The following is a 5,642-nucleotide window of genomic DNA, read 5'->3' as shown; positions in this document are numbered from 1 at the left end:
TGAAGCACATCTCCGCAGTCGAAACCGATCGCCCCCTTCAGGGGTCCTGCTGCCAGGGGCGGCAGCACCTGCCCTCCACTCTCCCCCGCCCGCGCACCCTCCGGCATCCCCCAGCCGGCCGGCACACCGGACGACCCTGCACTTCACTGTCGTCGGAGGGTCCCTGCCGGCGCGCCAGTGCGGCTGCGGCGCCCCGTACCGGCGGGTCCGCGCTCCAGGCCCGGAAAAGCAGGCGCATGCCGCCGGGGTCTTGTCTTCCCGGCAGCAGAAGCGGCCTGGCTGCGGCAGCAGCCCGTCGCGTGCCCCTTCATGCGCCCCGGCCGGATGAGACATAGCCGCTGATTGAGGGACATGTGGCGAGCTGCTGGCAGGGCCGATCCATCGGTGTCCCGGCCGGGCACTGCTGCGGAGAATCGGAAAGGACGGCATTCCGTCCCGTCCGGGGCTGCACTGGGTGCAGCCCTGTCCCGGTACAGAGGAGGACAGGTTTCGTGAGGCGCACAGTCCGGCCAGCGATGGCAGCGGCCATGGCACTGGCGGCCGCAGTGGTGTTCCCGGTGACAGCGCACGCAGCCTCCCCTGGCGGGGAGCAGGTCCCCTTAGCAGGCCCGGATACAGCTGCTGCAGCCCGGCCGGCACCGCAGCCCGCCATCGTCATCACCCCCGGGGACGGTGCCCTTAATGCCAGCGTCAGCCGGGGCGTGGACGTCACAACCAGCGCAGGAAAGCTTGTCTCCGTCGAGATGAAACGGGCTTCCGGCGGTGCCCCGGTCCCCGGCAGCTTCTCCCCGGACGGCACAGGCTGGAAGTCCGGCACACCACTTGCCCCCTCCACGGCCTACACCGTGAAGGCAACGGCCAGGGATGCGCACGGGCAGACCGTGAGCGAGCAGTCGGCGTTCACCACAGGCAGCCCCAGCAACAGCTTCACCGGACACCTCACCCCCCAGGACGGCTCGACCGTCGGCGTCGGCATGCCCGTGTCTGTCAACTTTGACAAGCCCATCACCGACAAGAAGGCCGTCCAGTCGGCGATCCAAGTCACCTCCACCGGCAACCAGCAGATCGCCGGCCACTGGCTCAGCCCCACCCGGCTGGACTTCCGCCCCGAGCACTACTGGAAGCCCGGCTCCGACGTCACGGTCCGGCTCAGGCTCGAGGGAGTACGCGGCGGCAGCGGGATCACCGGCACCCAGAACAAGACCCTCACCTTCCACATCGGCCGCTCACAGGTCTCCACCGTCGACGCCAAGAGCAGGACGATGACCGTGGTCCGCGACGGCAAGACCGTCCGGACCCTCCCGGTCACCGCCGGAGCCCCCGAAAGCCCCACCTATAACGGGCAGATGGTGATCTCAGAGAAGCACGACGAGAAACGCATGAACGGAGCCACTGTCGGATTCACCGGCAGCGACGGCACACCGGAATACGACATCCCCGACGTGCCCCACGCCATGCGGCTCAGCGCCTCAGGCACCTTCCTCCACGGCAACTACTGGGCCGCACCCAGCACCTTCGGCAGCCAGAACACTAGCCACGGCTGCATCGGCCTGAGCGATGTCCAGGGCGGCAGGGACCCCGGCACACCAGCGGCATGGTTCTACAGCAACTCACTCGTCGGTGATGTCATCATCGTCACCGGCTCCGGCGACAGAACCATCCAGCCCGGCAACGGACTCAGCGACTGGAACATGCCCTGGAGCACCTGGCTGCAGGGCTCAGCTCTCTGACCCGCCCCCGCGGCTGGAAAGCCAGGAAAACCGCCCCGGGCCGTCCGGGGCTCCCGTCCGGCCTGCCCGCTCAGCAGCGGCCGTCCGGCCTGGTCCGCCCGCCGGGCGGACCAGCCAGAGGACCCCGCAGTCGCTGCTGCGGCCGCCCCGCTCCCCTCCGCATCCTGCGGGCCGGCCTGCGAGGGGACTGCCGCAGCCCCGGCCCGCGCCGGACAGACCGGCGGCACCCGGCCTCACCATTCCCGCCCGCCCCCGCCCCGCTGACGCCAAAAGCCGCCATCACAGCGCCCGTGCCACCGCGGCTGCCACCGCGCTGAACGGCCCTGACAGCCCGCCACAGCCGTCCCCGCCTACCGCAGGTGCGGTGCCGGCGCAGGCCCCGAGGGTGCACGGCGGGCCTGCGGCGCTCCGAGAACGCCCAGGCTGCGCAACCGCGCCAGGTCGGGCAGGACCAGCGGCAGCGGACGGATGTGCCAGTCGGCCTGGACGGCTGCGATGCGCGGCCGGACCGCGGCAGGCCGCGGCCGGCACTCCGGTGTCTGCGGGCCGCAGCTGAGGGGACGGCGCAAAGAAGCACTCATGGCACACCATCGTAGAGACCCTCACCTGCCCGCGGACCCCCAAACTGAAATCCCGTCAGACAAAGAGAAGGGGTAGGGCCGCCCAGCCGCCAGGCCACCGGCAGCCGGAGCGCAGCGTCGGCGGAAGCACTGCTCTGCGCTTCCGTTAGGAGTGCATTAACCGCCAGGCGCATTACCTTTTCCTGCAGGGGTCGCTGCCCCTGCAGCGCCGTCACTACCGGGGAGCCTGGCGGCGCGCCACGGGCTGAGTCCGAGCGGCTCGTGCCTCAGCCCGCAGCGCCCCCCTCCGGACATGAGCCCCTGCCGGAGGGGGGAACCCCTACGGCAGGCCCACCGCAGGACCGCCCCCGCACGGTGCCCCTCACGTGCAGACAGCCGCACCCGCAGGGCAGCGGCAAAGAGGCCGAAGAAGACCGCCCGGCAGCAGCAGGACACCGCCCGCAAGCAGGCGAAGCACGTCTCACGCGACTCCGGCCGCCCCGTGGCCGTAGACTTCAGGGCGAAGTTCCCCGCCAGGACAGCCCTGACCCGCAAAGCCGCAGACGCCGCGATCGGCGCCATCAGGACGCCACGGGCCAGACACGCCCGCAAGCACGGCAGGACCCTGCACCTCGTCCGCCCCGTGCACACCGCCCTGGGCTGTGCACACTGCGGAGGTAAGAGCCAGGCACCGCCTGCCTCTCACCCGGAGACGTACACGTGCACCGGGTGCGGAACCGTGTCCCCGGGGACAAGAACTCCGGCCCGCCTCCGCGCAGTGCCCGTCCGGGCCGGTCTCAGAACGGTAGTGCTGCTCCTGTGCCCCGGCCCCCTGCCAGGCATCAGGCAGAGTGAGCCGGAAATCCCTGCCTGTCCCTTCGGCTTCAGGCAGGGGAGGTTTCAGCGCACAGCCGCCGCTGAGCGCGGGCCCCGGCGTGCGCCGTCCTGCCGTTCGCCTCCAGCTGCCGTCACACAGCATTCAGCCCGGCAAGCGGCGCCCGCCGGGGCGCACCCGGGTGGTCCCACCCACACCAGCCGAACGTAACAGCCCGGCGGGCGGTTCCCGGCATCTCCCCCTATGCCCGGCACGTGCCGGCCCGGCACCGCCGGACCGAGAGCTGAGGACGGAGCGGGGACCCGGTCGGCAGGCTCTTCGGGGAGATTCGCGCCCACCCACGCTCTCGTCCACCCAGCTGACGGCACAGCATGAGGGCCTGGGCGAAACCGCCACCGTTCGCCGTCCGGGCTGTCACGCAGCACCGTCCGCCGTTACGCGCCCGCTGAACGCCGGCGCCCCCAGCGGCAATGGCTGGCTGTCACGTGGCAGCAGGCACGAGGCGTTCAGGCGCTGCCCGGAGAACCGCCGGGCCGGAGACGAGGGCCACATCACCCCCCTCACCCTCCGCCGCAGGATCATCGGACGCGGCCTCAGCGGCAGCTGCTGCCGTCTGCCGACTGGGCCCGGACCAGCCAAAAGAGCTGCCAGCCGTACCAAGATGCTCAAGCGCCAGAGGTCCGCACCCGCCGGCCTCCCGCTCCTTTGGAGTCGCGCACTCCGTGCGCAACGCTCCGGCGCCAAGCCGCGGAAGTTGCACCAGAGGCCGGTTCCAGCCGCGGTCGGCAGGCGTGGTGCGGGCAGGGTGGCCGTTCCGGCGGCGCGCTGGAAGAGGCGGAACCGGCACGGCCACCCTGCCCGCCACCGGGCTCCGCTGCACTCCCATACCGACGGGCCGATCGGCTGACCTGCCGGTGCCCGCACATGAGTCCGGCAAGCCGACAAACGGTCATTGCCCGGCATGAGAATGTCCTCGGCGTACACCGCAACACAAAAGAACTGGATGCTGACGCATGCGTATTGCCCGAACGGCCTGGACCGTGGCCCTGATGTCCGCTTGCATGACCATCGGCCTTGCCGGAGCGGCCTCCGCTGGCCAGCCACGGTGGCAGGGGGCCGCCGTTTCCGCAGGAGCCGCACAGGACGAAGCCGGAACGCTCGGGTCAGGCGCTCCGTGGCTTTGCTACTGCACCTACAACACGGTCTCCGTCACCAACAACACCGACAAGCCGCTGACGCTCGCCGCCGTGACTGTAGCCAACAGGCCGTACGAAGAAGCCGTCCTGCTCCACAGCAATTACGGGATGTGGCGGCCCAAGGCAGGCGACGTCCTCCAGCCCGGGAAGCGCGGGCTGTACCCGGTCATCCACTGGATATGGAACAACCCTCAAGTAGCACTGGAATTCAAAGACACTGAAGGCCGCTCGGCCCGCTACTTCACCGAGACGTGGGGGGACGGCGGCTCCACGCTTACCAAGGATGACAGGACTTACTACAAAGTAAACGGAAATCATGCGGCACCGGGGCAGTGGACAATGATCTCCCTCGCCAACCCGTAGTGCGCCGCGGGACTGTAGGAAGAACGGTGTAACTCCAACATGGAAGAGTGCACCTGTGACCAGCGAGAACATAGCCACGCCGTCTGAGGCGAGGGCCGCGTCGGCGGCTGTGGATGACCGGTTCCTGGACGAGCTCGTAGTCCGGGCCCAAGCCGAGGGTCTGCAGCTGACCGGTGAGGGCGGTCTGCTCCAGCAGCTGACGAAGCGGCTGCTGGAGTCCGCCCTTGAGGGCGAGATGACAGACCACCTCGGCTATGACCGGCATGACCCGGCCGGAAAGAACGGCCAGAACTCCCGTAACGGCAAGCGGTCCAAGACGGTGCTGACTGACGTCGGACCTGTCGAGATCGTGGTGCCCAGAGACCGGGAAGGTGCCTTCGAGCCGCGATCGTCAAGAAGCGGCAGCGCCGGCTGACTGGCTTCGACGAAGTGGCCCTGTCCCTGTCCGCGAAGGGCCTCCCCCATGGCGAGATCTCGGCTCATCTGACCGAGGTTTATGGTGCCGACGTGTCGAAGCAGACCATCTCGACGATCACGGACTCGGTGATGGAGGGCATGGCCGAATGGCAGGACCGCCCGCTCGACCGCGTCTACCCGGTCGTTTTCATCGACTGCATCAACGTGAAGATCCGCGACGGCCAGGTCGCCAACCGGCCCGTCTGCATGGCCCTCGCGGTCACCGCCGAAGGCCACCGCGACATCCTCGGGCTGTGGGCCGGCGGCGAAGGAGGCGAAGGTGCCATGCACTGGCTGCGCGTGCTGACCGAGCTGAAGAACCGGGGCGTCGAGGACGTTCGCATGCTGGTCTGCGACGGATTGAAGGGACTGCCCGACGTGGTCGGCGAGCGGCTGCACCGGCTTCTGGCCCGACTTCGCCGCGCTGCGATCCGCCGCGACCCGGGTGGTCATGGCGGCGGGAGAGGAGTCGGTGGGGGAGTTCCCGGCCCGGGCGGCGGCC

2 protein-coding genes and 1 pseudogene are annotated in these 5,642 nt (G+C 69.7%); all 3 read left to right on the top strand.

Annotated features, from left to right (window positions below):
* Positions 1–527 precede the first annotated feature (527 nt).
* Positions 528–1,730: an Ig-like domain-containing protein gene (locus ACFZBD_RS35035; protein WP_391147762.1), complete on the top strand. Its 1,203-nt coding sequence runs from the start codon at positions 528–530 to the stop codon at positions 1,728–1,730.
* A 2,408-nt stretch (positions 1,731–4,138) separates the two neighbouring features.
* Positions 4,139–4,684, top strand: a complete 546-nt coding sequence (locus ACFZBD_RS35030; RefSeq protein WP_391147760.1) for a hypothetical protein — start codon at positions 4,139–4,141, stop codon at positions 4,682–4,684.
* Positions 4,685–4,793: 109 nt separating this feature from the next.
* Positions 4,794–5,524, top strand: a pseudogene (locus ACFZBD_RS35025) (IS256 family transposase); the annotation flags it as partial.
* Between the last annotated feature and the right edge of the window lie 118 nt (positions 5,525–5,642).

Source organism: Streptomyces sp. NPDC008121 (assembly GCF_042957155.1).
In the GTDB taxonomy this organism is placed as follows: domain Bacteria; phylum Actinomycetota; class Actinomycetes; order Streptomycetales; family Streptomycetaceae; genus Streptomyces.
The sequence above is the reverse complement of the archived record's forward strand: the minus strand, read 5'-3'. Positions and strand labels throughout refer to the sequence as shown.